This is a genomic window from Anaerobacillus arseniciselenatis (genome assembly GCF_001865995.1).
In the GTDB taxonomy this organism is placed as follows: Bacteria; Bacillota; Bacilli; order Bacillales; family Anaerobacillaceae; genus Anaerobacillus; species Anaerobacillus arseniciselenatis.
Genome location: NZ_MLQQ01000010.1, coordinates 133358 through 151095 on the forward strand (window position 1 = coordinate 133358; position 17738 = coordinate 151095).

The window sequence follows — 17738 nt, forward strand, 5'->3', positions numbered from 1 at the left end:
ACAAAAAAGTCGAGCGTAAAACCTAACTTGGTTTCATACTCGACTTCTTTATTTGCTACATGATTTTAAGTTTTGAGTAACGTGCTTAACTTTACTTTAACTTTGTCTCAAACGATAAATCCTATCTTCCTTTTTATCGTGGCTGGTTTGCCGAATAAAATTTTAACGCTACATGGTCTTGTACTGGAATCCATGCGCCAATTCCTTGCTGTGTAACGTTTTTCACTTCGATTCGTTTTTTTCCACCTTTAATAATTAAATAAACCTCGCCGTACGTTACTTTCCCTTTTTCATTTGCAGCTGGAACATAAGAGTACAAATATCCCACTTGTTTTACAGGGACATTGTAAACTTGCTCTTTTTTAGTACCATGACCGATGACTGTAGATAAAGCTAGTGGCATTCCTGTTTTTTCTGCTGCTTTTATCATCATCATTTTTTGCACTTCATCGCTGTTAGGGATTTTTGCAGTTAAACCACCTGTTACTTTCTTTTGTTGATCTTGTGAATATTGAAGCTTTTTCGGTGTATTGCCTCCACGATTGTCATGGTAGTTCGTATTTACTTTTTGATACTCCCAATTAACACTCGTTTCGTTTGATTCATAAGCAAGCGGCCATTGACCTAAATAGATCGAAGCATTCATAGTTAGAGCTAGCTTGTTACCTTTGATCGATGACTCATTTAAAATCCTTATCAATTCAGGATTTTCAATCGGTACATCAGCCGTGTCGATCAATTCTTGAGCCATCTCACTCGGCTGAAGATGAGGTAAATCTTGTGTTGGATTCGGATACGTGTTTTCTTTTGAAATATTTAACACATAATTCGGAACCCCCGAATCTTTCTCTTCTTCCTTTTTATCCTCTGCAAAAGCTAATAAAGGTTGACCGAAGAGTACGCATAACAATGTAAAAATTATTAACGACTTTTTCAATTGTAATACCTCCTAATAAAAATAACGATTTTTTAAATAATGGAGTGAATTTCATAATTACCTAAATTGAGCCATATCTAATCTATGTGTAGTTACGAACGACTTAACACAACTACATATATATACTTAATGGCGATAATATCGAATTATGGAATTCATTAATTACCGTTATTTTTTTCGAAGATATAAAAATTTATCCATTACTTTTTTAGCTTACTCCATGAACCCATTTTTCTAAGTGTGGGAAAAACATTTGAATAAGTGGCCCAATTGAGAAGGTAACAATAACAGTTCCAATTCCAATCGGACCACCAAAGATAAAGGCAAATATTAAAGCCGTTACCTCTCCAATCGTTTTACCTACCATTAAGCTTACTTTAAGACGAAATTGGACGGCCATCATTAACCGATCAATTGGAATGATAGCAAATTTTGCTTGTAAGTAAGTTGCAATTCCAAATCCCATTAAAATAACACCAACTAATAAAACAACTAATTGCCATATAAATGTAGCTGGGTAAAAATTAGGGAATGCGATAATTAACCAAAAATCAATAAAGTAACCGATAATAAAAACCGTAATCATCGCAATAAATTCTGGTTTTTTCTTTAACAAGATCGCATTAATGAAAATTAAAATAAAACCTACCAAAATGACCCAAGTTCCTACAGTAAATCCTACAACATTGGAAAGGCCAACATTTAAAGCGTCCCAAGCTCCTGCGCCAAGCCTTGATAAAATTGTTAAACTTATTCCGAACGATAAAATAAATAAACCTAAAATAAAGCTAATACCTCTTTTTACATTTGTACTCATTGTTATAAATCTCCTTATTGAGTGAATTTCATAATTACCAAAAATGAGCCAACTCACGCAATATATATTTTACGAATGTTTTGACGTAACTATATATTGACCTTAGTGGCGGAAATAATAAATTATGAAATTCATTGTATTGTTAAAATCCATGAAAATGCACGTTAAGAAATCATACATGAACAAATAACCATTTTCAATATAGACAGAATAAATACGATTTATTTATGGAAACTAACATAAGGAAAAAATATCCTAAAATGTTTGAAAGATGGTGAGACTTCATGGACTTCCATTGGGTATGGAAAGCGGTTTTAATTGTTATTGTAGGCTCTCTTGTTTTACGATTGGCTGGCAGAAAATCGATTTCACAGTTAACCGTGTCACAAACGGTCATTATGATTTCAATTGGTAACTTAATGATTCAGCCAGTGAGTAACCGAAATATTTTTATTACGTTCTTAATTGCATTAGTCCTCGTCCTCGTCCTAATTTTTATGGAATATATTCAAACAAAGTATGATAAATTTGAAAGTTTTATCACAGGGAAAGGAATACTTGTGATCGAAAATGGTGTTATTTTAGAGCATAACCTCAAAAAATTACGCTTAACCATCGATCAGCTTGAAGTAAGACTCCGTCAAGAAAGTGTCCAAAGAATTTCCGATGTTCAAATGGCTACAATTGAACCGAGTGGGCAAATTGGTTTGTTATTAAAAGAACACGCTCAACCAGCGACAAAACAAGACGTCCAACTGTTAATCAACTACCTGCACAGCAAGCTACCAGGTGGACAAATTCCACCTCCGACGATTGTACAACCGAATCCTATTGAAAGCGAACTGTTTTCAGAAGTTAAACACAAAGGTGAAAATCAACCAAACCATGGGAACTTAAAATAATAGCTCATAGCTATTGTACGCAAAATTTCACAAACCTATATTTGCAAAATATATAGTTTGCGAATGGTTTTGACGCAACTATATATTGATCGTAGTGGCGAAAATAACGAATTATGAAATTCATTGAATTGTGTATGAAAATTGATTTTAAACAAAGATTATAAACAGAAAATGAGAAGGGAGATAAATAAATGAACCAAGATCATTTAAAAGAAGAAGTAATCAACATCATTGATAATGATCATGTTGGAGTATTGTCGACGATGCAAGAAAATAAACCACATGCGAGATATATGATGTTTTTTCATGATGAGTTACAACTTTATACAGCTACTAACAAGAAAACCCATAAAGTAGATGAAATAGAAGACAATCCTAACGTCCATGTTTTGTTAGGATTTAACGAAAATGAAAAGAAATATGTAGAACTTCAAGGCAAAGCAACCCTTGTTAACGATGATCAATTAAAGCAAAAGTACTGGAACGACCAATTAATGCCTTGGCTCGACGGTCCAAACGATCCGGAGTATTGCTTATTAAAAATCGATCCAGAACATATCGAACTTATTGAAGGCAATAACGAGACTACGATTATGTAGGGTGAAAGAATAAGAAACGTTAGCAAAATGTTGAAAATTCATTAACACTTTTTCAAATTAAATAACACAACAGGGGCTGTCCCAAAACAAAGTGCCAAACACTTATGGGACAACCCCTTTCACATTAATAAGGGAAACGTTTTCTATAATGATCGGGTTTTAAATCTTCTAATACCGATTTACTCCCCGAGCTGCAAGAATACGCCCCTAATTCGGAATTTACTCCCCTAACCACAAGAATTCGCTCCTAATTCGTAATTTACTCTCCTAATTGAAAAAATACTCCCGAGCAAAGGCTTACGGGAAACACGCTTAAGATATTATCTCAAACGACTCAGTTATCTCAATACTATCTTCTACCGATTGAACCATCGAGCAGTTTTTACGCGTAACTTTTAAGCACTTTTCAACGACTTCTTCAGTTAACCCAGATCCTGTGATTTGAAAATGCATATGTATTTTTGAAACGCTGTTTGCTCTTTTTTCGTTGCGTTCAATTTCTGTAGTGACGCTAATATCTGAGTATGCGATACGCTTTTTCTCTAACACTTTTCGTAAAATACCACCGCTACATACAGCAACAGCTGACACTAATAACTGATATGGGCGATAACCATACTTTTCGTCACCACAAACTTGCAATTTTCCGTATTCTACTTCTGTTTCAAAACCGTGTTCTTTCATCACAAACTTCATTTTATTACACCTCTTTTTTATTCATTTATATCATTGTAAACATTCAAAACCGTTTCGTCATCTTTATAGTACCAAGTTAACTTATCTCGTGAAAGCAATGTCTGTTGGAAAAGGTGTTTAACCTTTTTATCATAGTAACTAGTATTCCTTTATAAAAATAATTAGCGACTCTAAACTTTTTATTTAAATCCATCGCAATAAAAGTTAAAATTAAAAGTGGCATTTTAATGGATATCATGAACGAATGGAGTTTTTTTATGCATGCGACTAATAATGTAAACAATCCGATCTATCGTTATTGGGTTTTAGTTGGGATGGTTCTTATAGCAGGATTTTCGCAAGGTATGTTACTTCCGCTATTGGCAATTATGCTTGAACAAGTAGGAGTTTCTTCGTCTTTAAACGGCTTAAATGCGGCTGGTCTTTATATTGGAATTTTATTAATTTCACCTTTTATTGAAAAGCCGGTGCGACATTTTGGATATAAACCTGTTATCGTAACTGGCTTAATTTTAGTTGCCACCTCACTAATGTTATTCCCATTTTGGCAAGTATTTTGGTTTTGGTTTATGCTCAGGGTGATCGTAGGGATTGGTGACAATTTAATTCATTACGCTACTCAAGTTTGGATAACATCAACGAGTCCTAAAAAAACGCGCGGACGCAACCTATCCATTTACGGGCTCGCTTTCGGTATGGGATTTGCGATTGGCCCGTTAATGACGAGGTTACTCGCGGTAAATGAATTTTTACCTTTTATAATCGCTTCTGTTACTAGCCTTTTCTCTTGGGTATTTGTTATGAAACTTCGAAATGAATGGCCTGACAACGAAGTAACGACTGCTTCAAAACTCGGGACTTGGGCTCGTTATAAAAAAGTCGTTTCATACGCTTGGTTTGCGTTGTTACCTGCTTTTTGTTACGGGTATTTAGAGGCATCTTTACACGGAAACTTTCCGGTATATGCATTGCGGTCAGGAATGACGATAGATTGGGTCTCGATTTTACTTCCTTCATTTGTCGTTGGAAGTTTAGTGACGCAACTACCGTTAGGAATATTGAGTGATAAGATCGGTCGTAAAAAAGTGTTATTGTCAGTAATTTTTCTTGGATTTTTGTCGTTTATGGCAATGTCTTTCTTTGAGAGTTCAATGACCGGTTTGTTACTTTGCTTTATTTTTGCTGGAATGTTCATAGGCTCGACTTTTTCACTTGGAATGGCGTATTTAGCCGACTTAATTCCTGCATCACTACTGCCTACTGGTAATGTGATGCTTGCTGTTGCTTTTGCACTCGGTAGTATTTTCGGTCCAATTATCGGTGGGATTTTTATCGACCTTTTCGAAAGCGGGAGTATTTATTACTCAATAAGTGGGATGTTGTTACTTGTATTGATTGCCGGACTAGTGTTTACACCGAAGTTAGATGGCGGAGAGCAAACCGTGATAAATTCAGCTTAGTGGCCTAGAGACCGGCTTGACTTGAACAACTTGGTTTGGTGCATTGAACTTCGGGTTTGGTGCATTGAAACGCTGGTTTGTTGCATTGAACGCAGATTTAGATGCATTAAACTTATTTGACGCATTGAACCGCTAGTTTGGCGCATTGAAACGAGATTTAGGTGCATTGAACTTATTTGACGCATTGAACCGCTGTTTTAGCGCAGTCAATCATAAGAAAACAGCCTTCACAATTGTGAAGGCTGTCCATTATATTTGTTATTAGATCTTAGTTACGTTAGCAGCTTGAGGTCCACGGTTACCTTCAACGATTTCGAAAGAAACTTCTTGACCTTCTTCTAAAGATTTGAAACCTTCAGATTGAATTGCTGAGAAGTGTACGAATACATCGTCTCCACCTTCAACTTCGATGAAACCGAAACCTTTTTCAGCGTTAAACCATTTTACTTTACCGTTTTGCATAATAATATTGCCTCCTAAATTTCGTGCCTTGCACAATGTTAATTTACACTAAACCTAACAAAAAATGAGATAAAGATATGAACGTCTATACTAAAGACGGTTTTATCGTTTATAGTATGAGAATTCAACTTAATTTTACTCCAAGAAGTCATTAGTAATTGTTAGAAAATGGCTTCAATAAGTAAAAAAATAACTCAAAGGGCACTTTAAAAAAGGCCTAAGTATTATTGCTTTATTTCATTCTGTCTGGTCGAGCTACTAGAGCGCTTACTCTAGATAAATTTATATTAGCATAGCGATTTTTAAATTGCAATTTTTCACCCAAATTAATTTTTACACTGCTACGACTTCTTTTAAAATTAAGTCATTTTGTTCTTTACTAGAAAATGTTTTTCTTAAAACATTTTTAATTTTTATTTTTAAATAATTTTCTAAATCTGGTAAGTATTCAGCTTGTCCAATTACATTGACGTATTTCCAATGTAATTGTTTAGAGACTTCTTCAATTTCTGGTAGAAGCGTACGTAACCAGCGCTGTTGGTTTGCACTATACCTTTCTTGGAAGTGGTCTTTGTGGTTAGCGCTTGAAGGCATTCTCTCTGTTGCAGCTAGTCCATCAAAAGAACGCCAATCATCGGTATACGCTTCAAAAGTAAAGCGTGCAACTTCTTCTAACTCTCCTAATGAAGAATGCATTAAAATTAGCTCATCATCATTGGCAATAATCACTCCGCTTGATGGATACTGATCTTGAATTTGTTCTATTTGATGTAATTCAGGCTTATCTTCCCAAAAGAATTCAGTTTCAACAGGTAGTTGTAGAAAGTGAACAGAATAAAGTTTAGCATCACAAGAAGCAAAAATGACAATACTTTTTTGTAAATTCGTTACAGAGTTTTGAATGGTCTTTTCTACTTTTTTCTTCAAAGCCTTATAACGTTTTAATTCCTTTTCATTTCCACCGACTTCAATATAAGACTCCAACTTTTTCAAACCATTTTTTAGCCTTATTTTCCAAGAGCCGTTTTGGCACTCACTACGATCTGTGTTTAAATAAAGCGTTAATACTTTCTTCCCTTTTTCCTGTTCAAAACTTTTTAATTCTTTAACAACATTGCTTAAAGCCACTTAGTAATCCCCCTTTAAAATATGGATTACTATTCAATAACCGTTTTAAAAAAATGATAAACATTTAAAATTAACCCCTCAGCTAGTCCTCATTGTTAAGAAGGTTTTCAAACCAGCATAACGATTTACTGTTACCATCTAAAATGAAAATCGGGCGAGTGCCCTAACCAACTAGCCGCTAACCAACAAACCAACTTATATACAAAAAGAAGGCAACCACGTTTGTGATTACCTTCTCCAACCATAAACACATTAATGCCTATTCAAAATCGATGTTCTAGGGCCGTAACGGTTACTGTCTGCCGTAAACACCTCCAGTGATGGTACTAGCTAATGTTGAACGAACTTGTTCAATGCTATCACACCTCTCTTGAGATGTTGCTTTTATTAGAAAACATTACTTTCACATATTTGTGCAAGCTTGTTTTCCTTTACTTTAGTTTTTTAACAAAGTTAAATATCTAAAGCAGCATACTTTCCTTACATCTTTTTGAATGATGGCTAGTGTATATGGTTTTTTGAAAAGGACTATGTCCTCCTCGCTAATTATGATGTACAATTCTTAAAAACTTATGCGTTGTCTTTTGTTTCTAAATTTTGGTCTTTTTCTTCTATAGACTTTATTTCTCCTCGTTTTTCCTCAGACACATTTTTATCTACTGAATCTAGTTCTTCTTCAAACTTATGTTTACACGTTTCATACATATCGACAAGTTGATCTTTTGTTTGTTGAACGGTATTAACCATTTCCGATGAGCTACGTTTTAAATGCTTGATATTTCCAGAAAGTGCCTTTAAATCATTGTTTGTTTCGTCAACGACTTTTGTGAACTTTTCACTCGTATTCTTCAGCTGTTCAACAATTTCCGTTCTATTTTCATTAAGAAATTTTAAAACATCTGTTGACGTACGATAGCACTTTGTAATACAAGTGCTAAGTTGTGTTTTCGATTTAAATACAGCTACCGCGCCCCCTACAACTCCACCGATAATAGCTCCACGAACTAACATTTTTTTAGTATGTTCTTCCATTTCTCCACACCCACTCCTTGTCAACCTAAAATATACAGTTATATTTTAACAATAAATCGAGTGAAACAGTATGCTAATTTTAAATTATTATTGAATGAACAGTCACTCAACTAACTATTAAAAATATTTACACTTCTTGGCCACTCTCAAATTAATTACCCTTACAAGTATAAAAAGTCTTTCCATTACTATTAACTGTTTCGATTATTTTGCGATCCTCTAATAAATCTAAGTGACCTATAATTTCTGACATCGTTAATGTCGGTTCTTTTTTATAAATGTGGGCAAAGTAGCTTTTACATAAATCAAAACTTGTAATCCCTTCTTTTGGAAGCATTAATTTTAACCGTTTCGCTTTTTCTTCTTGTTCTTGGAACCGTTTGTTTAACAACACTTCGATGTTTTCCACATTTTTTCCATGTCCAGAGAATACTTTTCTAATATTTAAATTTAAGCATTTCTGTAATGAATCTCTGTATTGTAATAAAGTTTGCGGACGCGACTCACCTTTAACATAAGGTGGCTCTAACAACGCATTTGAAGAAATATGCTCGATAATATGGTCACCGCCAATCAATAACCCGTCCTTCTCATTGTATAGAGAAATATGACTTTGAGCATGACCAGGAGTTTCAATGACAGTCCACCCTTGTACCCCATCAATTTTGTCGCCTTCGCAAACGTTTATATCAAGCCCTCTATTTCCAGTAAAAGATAGATAATATCGGTTTTTAGTCACCATCTCATCAACAATTTCGTCGGAGACTCCATGCTCACTATAAAATTTTGCTATATAGTTTTCAACAAACGTTAAAAAGTGTTTTTCTTTTTTTAACCATGGTTGACACTTTTTATGGCCGATGACCGTTGCATTTGGAAATACGTCTTCAATTAAGCCGGCGTGGTCAGGGTGATGATGAGTTAAAATAATTTGATCAATATCATTTACAGAGTACCCGTGCTGTTTTAATGCTTCCACTAATACTTCCGTTGCCTCTTTCGTCTTAGGTCCTGTATCAACAAGTGTAAGAGCATCACCTTTAATTAAATAAATATTTACTGGCCCAACTATAAACGGAGTAGGCAAATTCAGTTTTTCAAGGCATTTCGTTTTATTTAACATCGTCTTTACTCCTTTCATTTCACAATAAGTCTATTTTACAATAATATAACGATAAATTGTTATAATTTTTAGAATTTTTTAATTACAAAACTCGCATGACGCCACATCCGTCATGATCTAATATGTAAATTCAAAGGTTTTTCCAACTTTCCAACTAACCAACTTTTCTATTACAAAAAAAGAGCTCAACCGAAGTTAAGCTCTAATGATTAATTATATGCTTCTGTTAAATATTGATCCGTTTCTAACTTTTCAAAACCAACATTTTGGGGTTTTTTAAGTTCGTTAAGTTCTTTACTTAAACGTTCAATTTGCTTTTCCATTTCTTCAAGAACTTTTTCGTCTACTGTGACTGGCATATGTTATTCCCCCTATCAACTTTAAATTTAAAATTATAATGAAATATTATTCTTTTTTATTTGTATGAATATTCTAATAAATTTAAATAGTTTTGTAAATAGCGCTTTAACGTTGTAAGCGGTTACATTATGACTTTTTTGTGAAAACATTATTTTCCTCACTTTTGGATTTATCAACAAAATTCTGTTGATAACTAATTGTGATTATGTGTATAACTTAGCAGGTAGCTATTATTTGACGAGGATTCACTGTGGATAACCACCCTCTCAAGTTGTGGAAAAACCATTCCTTTATCCACAACACAAAAAATAAGAAAGCATAACAGATTTTATGTCTGATGCTTTCTTTTTTTTGTTAATAGTATATCCCTAAATGCCTCGAACGAACAGATGAATAATCATAAATCCGTTCTGTCACTTTACTTTTGATTAATATGTGATTAAGCATCGATAAATGGCTTAACTCATCATATATGAAATTTGAAATTTGTTCACGCATGTCTATCGTTGGGGCAATTTTTTTCATTTTTTTATAGAGAGGAATGATTTCTACTTTTTCATAAAAAATCTTTTCAATTGCTAATAAGTATGACTCTGGTCTTATGAAAACTGGCGGATCCCCTGCAGCTGATTTACCAGTAATATTATAATACATTCTTTTTAATTCTTTGAAGTGCTCTCTCTCGTCATCTAACATTTTTTGTAGTAACACTTTTTCTTCTTTACTTGGCGCTAATACTTTCAAGTAATCAAAGGTTAGCTCTGTCACAGCTTCAAACCTAACCACTTCAATAATCAAATTCAACATTTTGTGAATTTCATTCGTTGGTGGCGTTAGATAATAATTGTAATAGTACATTCAAATCACATCCTCATATTTTTATACATTTAGTAATACAATATGTGATTTTTCATTATTTGGTGCATTTGACCTTAGTGGAACCCTCGTATAAAAATACATGACAGATAATTCAAATAATTGTAACAAATTAAATGCTTCACAAAGTTTAAAAAACGTTATAATAAAGTTATCAACAAAATAATTACAAAGGACCGATGCCATATGAGAAGGCTTTATAGTAAATCTTTTGAAGAGCTTGTAGAAGAAAATAAGAAACAACTATTAAGTGACCCAGATGCCTTAAAAAAGATTGATGCTAAACTAGAAAAGAAACAACAAGAATACTCTAAGAGAAAAATTAATTAAACGTTTAATTAACTTTTTATAACTGAGTGAATTTCATAATTACCTAAACTGAGCTATATCAAACTATAATTAGTTGCGAGCTAATTTACGCAACAAATTATAGATACTTAATAATGATAATAATGAATTATGAAATTCATTAAAGTGATTACAAGGCTCTAATGGAACTTTATCCTAAAGCACACCTACCAGTTTATATGGGGTGTGCTTTGTTTTGTATTAGTTACTTTTATAAATCGTACTAGAGCGACCTGGCAGTAAAACCTAATCGTTAATATTTCTAGACTAATCACAACTGAAACAGAACTATAGTATGTCATAGTATGGGGGTTATGCGCAGTATAACAGGGGTTGATGTGCAAATTAGTGTAAGTGCCCTAATCGTACTCTACATCAGCTAAAGGTAACGCGAGATCTCCTCCCGTGCCCGAACAAAGCATCGCACTCACCAAAAGGGAACGCGAGACCTTCTCCCGTGCCCGAACGAAGCGTCACCTCACACAAAAGGGAACGCGAGACCTTCTCCCGTGCCCGAATAAAGCGTCACCTCACACAAAAGGGAACGCGAGACCTTCTCCCGTGCCCGAACAAAGCGTCACCTCACACAAAAGGGAACGCGAGACCTTCTCCCGTGCCCGAACAAAGCGTCACCTCACACAAAAGGGAACGCGAGATCTCCTCCCGTGCCCGAACAAAGCGTCACCTCACACAAAAGGGAACGCGAGACCTTCTCCCGTGCCCGAACAAAGCGTCACCTCACACAAAAGGGAACGCGAGACCTTCTCCCGTGCCCGAACGAAGCCTCACACTCACCAAAAGGTAACGCAAGATCTTCTCGCATGCTTGACCCCATAAGGAACCCAACTACAGCACACTCTCCCCATAGTGCATACTACCGAGCGAGTGCGAATTATTGCGCACTCCCCCCATACTATGATACGACGAGTGGCTGTGCGGGCTCTAATATTACTCGTATTTTTTTAAAATAGATTGTAGCTTTAATGCTAATCCTAATTCGCCTTTAACCTTCAGCTTTCCACTCATATATGCTATTGTAGGGTTTAAGTTCCCCGCGATAAGTTTTAATAAACTTTTATCGGATAATTGCAAAGTACAATTCGGATCTTCTTTTACCTCTTCGTAAACATGAACTTGTTCATCTCTAATAATGACTTGGAATACTCCTTCTTCGTCTCCGCTTAAATCAAATTGGTAGGCTGTGTTAACTCCTTTTATACCGAGTGAGTCCTCATTCATTTTTTGAGCAAGTTGATAGAACGTTTCTTTAACTGTCATGTTGTTACCCCCTAATATTATTTAATAACTTTAATCAATTTCATAATTCTTATTTAGCGCCACTAGGGATGCTACATCTAGTTGTGTAAAATCGATCTCAATTAGATGTAGATTAATGTGGCAACTTTTTTGGAATTATAATAATTCACCCACTTATTAATATTAATTAGATAAAAAACGGAAATTTCCTTTTTTTAAGGAAAAATAATATCTGTAACCATCGTGAATCAGCTCTCTCAAGAAAAGCGACCGAGCATTGTTTTTCCATACAAACATACAAACAAGCCTTGCACAACAACTTGTCCAAGGCTTGTTCATTCATTATTGACTTACTTTTTGCTGGATCATTTCATGAACTTCCTCAGCAAAAACCTTTAAATCTTTATCAATGTAATCTTCTGGTTGAATATTTGGTAGTACCGTTACAGTAACTTTTGCTGGCTTTATACGGTTTCCGTTTTGCTCCATAATTTTAAATGACCCTTTAATCGCGACGGGAACAATTGGTACTTCAGCTTTTTGGGCCAACTTAAAGCTGCCTGCCTTAAAAAGGTTCATATCCATACCTTTACTTCTTGTTCCTTCTGGGAAAATGACAATTGAAGTTCCGTTTTTAATATTTTTTGCACCTTCATTGATAGCCTTAATCGCTTGGCGGCGGTCTTTTCGATCAAGGAATACACAGTTCATATAAACCATCCAATCGCGAATAATCGGGAGCTTTTTCACTTCAACTTTCGATATAAAACCTATCGGACGCTCTAAATATCCTAGTAAAATAGGGATATCAAAATTGCCTTGATGATTACTGACGATCACAAAAGGACCTTGTTCCGGTAAGTTTTCTTTTCCTTTAACTTCAACCGTCGAGCCTGTTAACTTTACTAACTTTTGCGCCCAATTGCGTGCTGTTTTAAAGATTAATTGTTCCATTTCTTCTTTATGTCCAGCCTTGTGCATTTTTTTCACTTTAAGTAAAGCAGGATATGTAAAAATTAAATAAATCCAAAAATAAGTAAACCATATGATCGTTCGAAACATAGTATCCCCCACTGTCTATTATTCTCTTTTTTCTATTATACTAATTAATCCATATTTTTCAATGAATTTCATAATTCATTATTCACGCCACTAAGATCAATATATAGTTGCGTCAAAACCATTTGCAAACTATATATTGCATGATGTGGCTCATTTTTTGTGATTATAAAATTCACTCTTTTAAATGAAAAATTTAAAAAAGGGGGGCGATAAATGTCTGACACCATGTAGAGCTTAATAAATATAAACAAATAATTTTATTTATCCATCTATATTTTTGATGCTTAACGGTGTCTAACACTTTCCTTTGGAACCCCCCGTTGATTTTTTATTTCGTATTTTTCTTTTTGGCTGCTAATGCACCTTTACTTAATGGTTCAGTGGAAAACTCATGGTCTGGTGAAACGCCCATCGGATTTGAGCTTCTTTTTCCAGGGATCGTCTCATCTCTATTTCCTCTTGTCGGTCGTGGATTTCTTGCCATTTATGATCACCTCCTAAGTAGTTAATTTTCCCTAAATGCTGTTTATTATTAAGCGCATCGTAATGACTTTTTTTATCCTAAAAACAAATCTTCGGGATCTTCTAACAGCTGTTTCACTTTTTCTAAAAAACTAACGGCTTCTTTTCCGTCAATAATCCGGTGATCATATGAAAGGGCGATATACATCATTGGACGATTTTCTTGTTTGTCATCATCAATCGCAACAGGACGCTTTTGAATTTTATGCATACCTAAAATCCCTACTTGCGGACTATTTAAAATCGGCGTTGACCATAACGATCCGTAAACTCCACCGTTAGTAATTGTAAACGTCCCCCCTTGGAGATCACCCAACTTTAGTTTATTATCTCGAGCCTTCATCGCTAAATCAGATATCTCTTTTTCAATTTCAGCAAAGCTTAGGCGGTCAGCTTCACGAACAACTGGTACCACTAAACCTTCATCTGTAGAAACAGCTACTCCGATATCGTAAAATTTCTTTAAGATAATTTCATCTTCTTGAATTTCGGCATTTAATAACGGAAATTGTTTTAATGTAACAACTACTGCTTTTGTAAACAGCGACATAAATCCTAGCTTTACACCGTGTTGCTCGTAAAATTTATCTTTTCGACGATTACGAAGTTTCATCACTTCTGTCATATCAACTTCGTTATAAGTTGTGAGCATTGCTGCTGTTTGTTGGGCTTCGACTAAGCGTTTCGCAATGGTTTGGCGACGTCGTGACATTTTGATGCGCTCGATCCGTTCGTTGTTTAAGTCACTTTGATGCCACTTTCCTTCTGTTTGCCTCTTTGCTTCACGTGTATTATTTTGGGTGACATTTTTTATATCTTCAACCTCTAGCTGTTTTTTTTCACCTGACTGACGTGTAGCTTCATAACTATCAACATCTTTCTTTCTGACTCTTCCTAATGGGTCTGACGACGGAATCGCATTTAAGTCTATTCCTTTTTCCCTCGCATGTTTTCTTGCTGACGGAAATGCGAGGGGCCTCTGTTGTCCTTGAGTAGGAGAACCTTGATCTATTTCACTTTCGTATGAGCTGTTTCCCTCAGCATCTTTCTTTTTTGGAGCCGGCTCAGCTAACTCTTCTGCTTCATTAGCAATAACAGCGATTACCTCACCGACTTTAACGGTATCTCCCGATTGTTTTAACACTTCTTTTAAAACACCTGAATAGTCTGAGTTTAGTTCAACATTGACTTTATCTGTTTCTAACTCGACAACGATATCTCCTTTATTAATTATATCTCCAGGCTTTTTTAACCATTCTGCGACTGTTCCTTCAGTTACCGATTCAGCAAGTTGTGGGACAATTATTTCATTCATCGTTCATGCCTCCCTTTTTAAATTTCAGAGCTTCTGTAATAATACGTTTTTGCTCCAGCTTATGAGCCGTTGGATCACCTTCTGCTGGACTTGAACGATTTGGTCGTCCGATATAACGAACAGAAACGTTTTTCGGGACGACAGAACGAATCTTTAAATTTATATAAAACCATGCACCCATATTTTTAGGCTCCTCTTGCACCCAAACAATTTCTTGTAGCGATGGGAAGCGAGAAATAATTTCGATTATATTTTCTTTTGGAAATGGATATAACTGTTCAACCGACATTATATGAAGCTCGTCAAGTGGCTGTTTCTCATCAGTTAATGCTTCTTTAAGATCTACCGCTATTTTTCCACTACATAAAACTAGTCTCGTCACTTCTTCAGGATGATTTAAAACTTTCTGTTGGATCAGCGGTTCAAAACTTCCTTCGGCTAATTGTAAGGGGGACGATGCCGTTAAACGATGACGCAACAAACTTTTCGGCGTCATTAAAACGAGCGGACGAACATTGTCACGTCCTAACATGGCCGCTTGCTTTCGTAAAATATGAAAGTACTGGGCTGAATTCGTTAAATTAGCTACCGTCCAATTATTTTCAGCTGCTAACTGAAGAAAACGTTCTATTCTTGCACTTGAATGTTCTGGTCCTTGCCCTTCATATCCATGTGGTAGTAAAAAGACGATTCCTGACTTTTGGCGCCATTTCGCACGTCCACTAGAAACAAATTGATCAAACAACACTTGAGCACCGTTAGCAAAATCACCGTATTGCGCTTCCCATAAAACGAGCGTCTTTTCGGCGATGACATTATAACCATACTCAAATCCGACAACCGCGGCTTCAGACAAAGGACTATTATGAATCGCAAATGAAACATTACTTGTATTTAATTGATGGAGTGGGGAAAATCTCGTCCCGTGCAGGTAATCATTTAAAACAAGATGACGCTGAGCAAACGTACCTCTTTCTGAATCTTGCCCTGTTAATCTTATCGGTGTTCCATCATTTAAGATTGTTGCAAACGCCAACACTTCAGCGTGTGCCCAATCGACTTTTCCCCCCTCTTCAAAACTAGCTTTTCGTCGCTTTAAAATTTTTTCTAATTTAGGGAAGATCGAAAACTCGTTAGGCCACTTTAGCAATTGTTGATTGATCTGTCGTAATGTTTCTATTGGTACATTCGTCTCACTTTTTTGAGACAAAGATTCATTTTTATTTTCAACTACTTCATTTTCGGATAGAGAAGCTCCATTTTTTACTTTTTCGTACCCCTCTTGAAGCTTTTGCTTTACCTTTTTTTCAAATTCGATATCATCAGTGATAACTCCATTTTTGGTTAACATTTCTTTGTAAAGTGTTTTCACCGTTGAATGCTTTCGAATAAATTCATACATTTTCGGCTGAGTGATCGCTGGTTCATCCATTTCGTTGTGCCCATAGCGACGATAGCCAATGAGATCAATAATAAAGTCACGCTTAAATGCTTGACGATATTCATAAGCTAATTGCATCACCGATATACAAGCTTCTGGATCATCAGCGTTCACATGTATAATCGGGATTTCAAAACCTTTCGCTAAATCGCTAGCATACGTTGTTGACCGAGAATCAATACTGTCGGTCGTAAAACCAATTAAATTATTGGCAATAATATGAATACTCCCACCAACTTTGTATCCTTTTAAACCGCTTAAGTTTAACGTTTCAGCAACGATTCCTTGCCCTGCAAAAGCAGCATCACCGTGAATGATCAATGAGAGCGCCTTAGACGTATCCTGCTCTGGATACCCTCTCGTTGAGCGATAATCTTGAACCGCTCTCGTAAACCCTTGCACGATTGGACCGACAAATTCCAAATGACTTGGATTATTCGCAAGTGTCACCATTGCTTTTTTCTGTTTCAGCTGTAAATCAGCGCCTAAATGATATTTTACATCTCCCGTCCAGCCAAAATTTATCCCTGTCGAACCTTCAGAGGGGACTAACTCTTTATTTGGTGCTTGCTGAAACTCGGAAAAAATCTGCTCATAAGGCTTTCCTAATACGTGCGCTAAAACATTCAGCCTACCGCGATGCGCCATACCGATCATCACATTCTTCACTCCATCTAGTGACGCTTTCTGAATGACATTTTGTAACATCGGAACAAGTGCATCTAACCCTTCAACAGAAAAACGCTTCTGACCGACAAATGTTCGTTGTATAAAATTTTCAAACTCTTCTACTTCTGTTAAACTCTTTAACAAGTTAATTTTTTTATCTTTCGTAAAACTTTGATATAGTCGCCCCTGTTCAATTTTATCTATCAACCATTCTCGTTCTTCTTTGTTGTGAACATGACTAAACTCAATCCCAACCGTTTTTGTGTAGCATTGTTTTAAATATAAAAATGCTTCATACGCATTTTCTAAATTTACTCCTTCACATGAACAAATAATTTGAGCAGACATCTTTTCTAAATCGGTTTTTGTCAGGTGAAAATCTTCTAACTGAAGCTGTTTCTTATTTGTGGAATGACTATCGATCGGACATAAATCAGCATAGAGATGACCGTAATTACGAATGTGATCGGCTAGCTTAGTAGCTGCAACGACTTTTAATCCTTCGTCATTACCATGTAAATCAATACAGCTCCTATTTATTTTCTCATTTAAGGGCGAACCCCATTGATCAAATAAACTCCTCAACTCTTCGTCTATTTCAGTTCGGCCCTCACGATATTGTTCATATAAATCGATCAAATAAGCTAAATTGAGTCCAGAGATGTTGTACCAAGGATTTTCGTTGTTATCATTGATTTTTCGCATCCAACAAACCTCCAATGATTGAACATA

At 35.6% G+C, this 17738-nt stretch carries 18 protein-coding genes; 4 read left to right on the top strand and 14 right to left on the bottom strand.

What is annotated here, in order from left to right:
* Window positions 1-133: 133 nt before the first annotated feature.
* Window positions 134-937, bottom strand: a complete 804-nt coding sequence (locus BKP35_RS07885) for a YfkD famly protein (RefSeq protein ID WP_071312806.1) — start codon at window positions 935-937, stop codon at window positions 134-136.
* Between the two features lie 208 nt (window positions 938-1145).
* Window positions 1146-1754 (bottom strand): YczE/YyaS/YitT family protein, encoded by a 609-nt coding sequence (locus tag BKP35_RS07890; protein ID WP_071312807.1) that lies wholly within the window; start codon window positions 1752-1754, stop codon window positions 1146-1148.
* A 284-nt stretch (window positions 1755-2038) separates the two neighbouring features.
* Here BKP35_RS07890 and BKP35_RS07895 point away from each other — a divergent pair, with 284 nt between their 5' ends.
* Both BKP35_RS07895 and BKP35_RS07900 read left to right on the top strand, forming a co-directional pair.
* On the top strand, window positions 2039-2656 hold the full coding sequence (locus tag BKP35_RS07895; protein WP_071312808.1) for a DUF421 domain-containing protein: 618 nt from the start codon (window positions 2039-2041) through the stop codon (window positions 2654-2656).
* A 191-nt stretch (window positions 2657-2847) separates the two neighbouring features.
* Window positions 2848-3255, top strand: coding sequence for a pyridoxamine 5'-phosphate oxidase family protein (locus BKP35_RS07900; RefSeq protein WP_071312809.1), 408 nt, complete (start codon window positions 2848-2850; stop codon window positions 3253-3255).
* 312 nt (window positions 3256-3567) lie between these two features.
* On the opposite strand, the gene BKP35_RS07905 is transcribed toward BKP35_RS07900, so the two are convergent.
* Window positions 3568-3951: an OsmC family protein gene (locus BKP35_RS07905; RefSeq protein ID WP_071312810.1), complete on the bottom strand. Its 384-nt coding sequence runs from the start codon at window positions 3949-3951 to the stop codon at window positions 3568-3570.
* A 236-nt stretch (window positions 3952-4187) separates the two neighbouring features.
* Between BKP35_RS07905 and BKP35_RS07910 the strand changes: the two genes are divergently transcribed.
* On the top strand, window positions 4188-5411 hold the full coding sequence (locus BKP35_RS07910; RefSeq protein ID WP_245741912.1) for an MFS transporter: 1224 nt from the start codon (window positions 4188-4190) through the stop codon (window positions 5409-5411).
* Between the two features lie 261 nt (window positions 5412-5672).
* On the opposite strand, the gene cspD is transcribed toward BKP35_RS07910, so the two are convergent.
* The 6 genes from cspD to BKP35_RS07935 all read right to left on the bottom strand — a co-directional run bounded on the left by cspD (window position 5673) and on the right by BKP35_RS07935 (window position 10374).
* Window positions 5673-5873: a cold-shock protein CspD gene (cspD, locus tag BKP35_RS07915; RefSeq protein ID WP_071312811.1), complete on the bottom strand. Its 201-nt coding sequence runs from the start codon at window positions 5871-5873 to the stop codon at window positions 5673-5675.
* Window positions 5874-6206: 333 nt separating this feature from the next.
* A complete protein-coding gene (locus BKP35_RS07920) occupies window positions 6207-7001 on the bottom strand; it encodes a VLRF1 family aeRF1-type release factor (protein WP_071312812.1) in 795 nt (264 codons plus the stop codon).
* A gap of 570 nt (window positions 7002-7571) precedes the next feature.
* On the bottom strand, window positions 7572-8033 hold the full coding sequence (locus BKP35_RS07925) for a hypothetical protein (protein ID WP_071312813.1): 462 nt from the start codon (window positions 8031-8033) through the stop codon (window positions 7572-7574).
* Window positions 8034-8184: 151 nt separating this feature from the next.
* Complete coding sequence (locus BKP35_RS07930) at window positions 8185-9156, bottom strand: MBL fold metallo-hydrolase (protein WP_071312814.1); 972 nt, start codon at window positions 9154-9156, stop codon at window positions 8185-8187.
* A gap of 209 nt (window positions 9157-9365) precedes the next feature.
* Window positions 9366-9515, bottom strand: coding sequence for a hypothetical protein (locus BKP35_RS19455; RefSeq protein WP_169819167.1), 150 nt, complete (start codon window positions 9513-9515; stop codon window positions 9366-9368).
* 355 nt (window positions 9516-9870) lie between these two features.
* Complete coding sequence (locus tag BKP35_RS07935) at window positions 9871-10374, bottom strand: ferritin-like domain-containing protein (protein ID WP_071312815.1); 504 nt, start codon at window positions 10372-10374, stop codon at window positions 9871-9873.
* Window positions 10375-10578: 204 nt separating this feature from the next.
* Here BKP35_RS07935 and BKP35_RS07940 point away from each other — a divergent pair, with 204 nt between their 5' ends.
* On the top strand, window positions 10579-10722 hold the full coding sequence (locus BKP35_RS07940) for an FbpB family small basic protein (RefSeq protein ID WP_071312816.1): 144 nt from the start codon (window positions 10579-10581) through the stop codon (window positions 10720-10722).
* 966 nt (window positions 10723-11688) lie between these two features.
* On the opposite strand, the gene BKP35_RS07945 is transcribed toward BKP35_RS07940, so the two are convergent.
* The 5 genes from BKP35_RS07945 to BKP35_RS07960 all read right to left on the bottom strand — a co-directional run bounded on the left by BKP35_RS07945 (window position 11689) and on the right by BKP35_RS07960 (window position 17711).
* Window positions 11689-12018 carry an SCP2 sterol-binding domain-containing protein gene (locus tag BKP35_RS07945; RefSeq protein ID WP_071312817.1) on the bottom strand — a complete coding sequence of 110 codons (330 nt, stop codon included), beginning with the start codon at window positions 12016-12018 and terminating at the stop codon, window positions 11689-11691.
* Window positions 12019-12339: 321 nt separating this feature from the next.
* Window positions 12340-13059 carry a lysophospholipid acyltransferase family protein gene (locus BKP35_RS07950; protein WP_071312818.1) on the bottom strand — a complete coding sequence of 240 codons (720 nt, stop codon included), beginning with the start codon at window positions 13057-13059 and terminating at the stop codon, window positions 12340-12342.
* Window positions 13060-13387: 328 nt separating this feature from the next.
* Window positions 13388-13543 (bottom strand): small, acid-soluble spore protein L, encoded by a 156-nt coding sequence (locus tag BKP35_RS19145; protein ID WP_139192821.1) that lies wholly within the window; start codon window positions 13541-13543, stop codon window positions 13388-13390.
* Window positions 13544-13615: 72 nt separating this feature from the next.
* The gene (odhB, locus tag BKP35_RS07955) at window positions 13616-14896 is read right to left on the bottom strand and encodes a 2-oxoglutarate dehydrogenase complex dihydrolipoyllysine-residue succinyltransferase (protein ID WP_071312819.1); all 1281 of its coding nucleotides are present in this window, start codon (window positions 14894-14896) and stop codon (window positions 13616-13618) included.
* Window positions 14889-17711 carry a 2-oxoglutarate dehydrogenase E1 component gene (locus tag BKP35_RS07960; protein ID WP_071312820.1) on the bottom strand — a complete coding sequence of 941 codons (2823 nt, stop codon included), beginning with the start codon at window positions 17709-17711 and terminating at the stop codon, window positions 14889-14891. The genes odhB and BKP35_RS07960 overlap by 8 nt, the downstream gene beginning before the upstream one ends.
* Window positions 17712-17738: the final 27 nt, after the last annotated feature.

Bases quoted from the DNA above. Each gene is read 5' to 3' on its own strand.
- BKP35_RS07890 (WP_071312807.1), bottom strand. From the start codon at position 1,754: ATGAGTACAAATGTAAAAAGAGGTATTAGCTTTATTTTAGGTTTATTT.
- BKP35_RS07895 (WP_071312808.1), top strand. From the start codon at position 2,039: ATGGACTTCCATTGGGTATGGAAAGCGGTTTTAATTGTTATTGTAGGC.
- BKP35_RS07900 (WP_071312809.1), top strand. From the start codon at position 2,848: ATGAACCAAGATCATTTAAAAGAAGAAGTAATCAACATCATTGATAAT.
- BKP35_RS07905 (WP_071312810.1), bottom strand. From the start codon at position 3,951: ATGAAGTTTGTGATGAAAGAACACGGTTTTGAAACAGAAGTAGAATAC.
- BKP35_RS07910 (WP_245741912.1), top strand. From the start codon at position 4,188: ATGAACGAATGGAGTTTTTTTATGCATGCGACTAATAATGTAAACAAT.
- cspD (WP_071312811.1), bottom strand. From the start codon at position 5,873: ATGCAAAACGGTAAAGTAAAATGGTTTAACGCTGAAAAAGGTTTCGGT.
- BKP35_RS07925 (WP_071312813.1), bottom strand. From the start codon at position 8,033: ATGGAAGAACATACTAAAAAAATGTTAGTTCGTGGAGCTATTATCGGT.
- BKP35_RS07930 (WP_071312814.1), bottom strand. From the start codon at position 9,156: ATGTTAAATAAAACGAAATGCCTTGAAAAACTGAATTTGCCTACTCCG.
- BKP35_RS19455 (WP_169819167.1), bottom strand. From the start codon at position 9,515: ATGCCAGTCACAGTAGACGAAAAAGTTCTTGAAGAAATGGAAAAGCAA.
- BKP35_RS07935 (WP_071312815.1), bottom strand. From the start codon at position 10,374: ATGTACTATTACAATTATTATCTAACGCCACCAACGAATGAAATTCAC.
- BKP35_RS07940 (WP_071312816.1), top strand. From the start codon at position 10,579: ATGAGAAGGCTTTATAGTAAATCTTTTGAAGAGCTTGTAGAAGAAAAT.
- BKP35_RS07945 (WP_071312817.1), bottom strand. From the start codon at position 12,018: ATGACAGTTAAAGAAACGTTCTATCAACTTGCTCAAAAAATGAATGAG.
- BKP35_RS07950 (WP_071312818.1), bottom strand. From the start codon at position 13,059: ATGTTTCGAACGATCATATGGTTTACTTATTTTTGGATTTATTTAATT.
- BKP35_RS19145 (WP_139192821.1), bottom strand. From the start codon at position 13,543: ATGGCAAGAAATCCACGACCGACAAGAGGAAATAGAGATGAGACGATC.
- odhB (WP_071312819.1), bottom strand. From the start codon at position 14,896: ATGAATGAAATAATTGTCCCACAACTTGCTGAATCGGTAACTGAAGGA.
- BKP35_RS07960 (WP_071312820.1), bottom strand. From the start codon at position 17,711: ATGCGAAAAATCAATGATAACAACGAAAATCCTTGGTACAACATCTCT.